At 72.9% G+C, this 1,228-nt stretch carries 1 protein-coding gene; it reads left to right on the forward strand.

The window, feature by feature from the left end:
• Positions 1-872: aspartate-semialdehyde dehydrogenase (locus FDN03_RS16135; protein ID WP_138178603.1), on the forward strand; the 872-nt coding region annotated here is incomplete at its 5' end.
• Positions 873-1,228 lie beyond the last annotated feature (356 nt).

Genomic DNA, 1,228 nt, shown 5'->3' on the forward strand with positions numbered 1-1,228 from the left:
CGGAGGTGTTCGACGGTGTCGACATCGCCGTCTTCGACGTCCCGGACGAGGTGTCCGCGCAGTGGGCTCCGGTCGCCGCCGCGCGGGGCGCGGTCGCGGTGGACAACTCCGGCGCCTTCCGCATGGACCCGGACGTGCCCCTCGTCGTCCCGGAAGTGAACGCCGACGCGGTCGCGGACCGGCCGCGTGGCATCATCGCGAACCCGAACTGCACGACGCTGTCGATGATCGTCGCGGTCGGCGCGCTGCACCGGGCCTTCGGCCTGGAGTCGCTCGTCGCCACGTCCTACCAGGCGGCGAGCGGCGCCGGGCAGTCCGGCATCGACACTCTCTACGCCCAGCTGGAGCTGGTCGGCGGCACCCGGGAGCTGGGGCAGACCGCCGGCGACGTGCGCAAGGCCGGCGGGGAGGAAGGCCTCGGGCCGTTCCCGGCCCCGTTGGCGCTGAACGTGGTGCCGTGGGCCGGCTCGCTGAAGGACGGCGGCTGGTCCTCCGAGGAGCTCAAGATCCGCAACGAGTCCCGGAAGATCCTCGGGCTGCCCGGGCTGCGGGTCTCCGCGACCTGCGTGCGGGTTCCGGTGGTCACCACACACGCGGTGGCGGTGCACGCGCGGTTCAGCCAGCCGGTCACCGCCGGGCAGGCGCGGGACGTGCTGGCGTCGGCGCCGGGCGTGGCGGTGCTGGATGATCCGTCCGCGGGCGAGTTCCCGACCCCGGCGGATGTGGTGGGCACGGACCCGACCTGGGTCGGGCGTATCCGGCAGTCGCCGGACGATCCGTACGAGGTCGCTCTGTTCGTCTGCGGGGACAACCTGCGCAAGGGCGCGGCCCTCAACACCCTGCAGATCGCCGAGTTTCTCGCCGGCGGCTGAGTCCGGGGTGGGGCAGGCGCAGGGACAGGGCAGCTGGCTGCCCTGTCCCGCACGACGCGGTCCCGACGGTCACGGCGCCGGCCTCGGTACGAGGCGAACCAGAGCGCGTGATTGCCGCCGGCCAGCCAGGCGATAGCCAGCCACTAACCGGACTATGAACAGCCGTTAACCACATGCGGCACAGGCGCAGCCGGGCCACGGTGTTGGCCGGGCCGACCGTGCAGGGTCACTCTCCGGGCGCACGCGCCGATGCCACCGACCGCGCGGACCCGGCCGTGCTTCTGCCGCGGAACACGACCTGACACAGCACGGAACACAGCCGGCGCGACATGAGCGGCGCGGTATTTCCGCCCGGA

It is taken from the genome of Glutamicibacter sp. V16R2B1 (assembly GCF_005774635.1).
GTDB lineage: Bacteria > Actinomycetota > Actinomycetes > Actinomycetales > Micrococcaceae > Glutamicibacter > Glutamicibacter creatinolyticus.